Consider the following 538-nt stretch of genomic DNA (forward strand, 5'->3'; position numbering starts at 1 on the left):
GCTTTAGGGACATATTTCGCAAGAAATCTATGCAAAATAAACAATACATGATCCATTTAGCGGATTAATTCAACATAAAAGTAAAAATCAAATATATATTATAGTAATAATGAAGGCTAACACTGATATAAAAGGCGTTAGTCTTTTTTTATGTTAAAAAATTTATTATCCTATGACAGTAGCATAGAAACACTTGGAGTCAGGTAAACGCCTTCCAAGTGGTATAGAATTATTACATCATGAAAATGATATGAAATTACTTGAACATGAATAATTTGCACCTGGGTTTGACCTGTTTTTCATCCTGCCCTTTTCTTCCCATGTGTTTGCCCATCGCTTTAGCCCTTTCTCGGCCTTCAGCTGTTCGTTCATTGATTAAATCTCTTTCAAATTCAGCAATAGCCCCTAGCATAGTGAACATCAATTTACCTGCGGGTGTAGAGAAATCAATTTGTTCTTTAAGAAATACCACCGCTATGCCTCGATCAGCTAATGTATTCACAATCTTATATAAATCGAATATTGATCTAGCTAAACG

At 33.8% G+C, this 538-nt stretch carries 1 protein-coding gene; it reads right to left on the bottom strand.

Going from position 1 to position 538, the window contains the following annotated elements; translation table 11 throughout:
• Positions 1 to 256 precede the first annotated feature (256 nt).
• A partial coding sequence (locus tag AC1DJR_RS33030) for a recombinase family protein (RefSeq protein WP_477004570.1) occupies positions 257 to 538 on the bottom strand: 282 nt, incomplete at its 5' end.

The sequence above is a fragment of the Bacillus sp. 05T31 genome, from assembly GCF_056396725.1.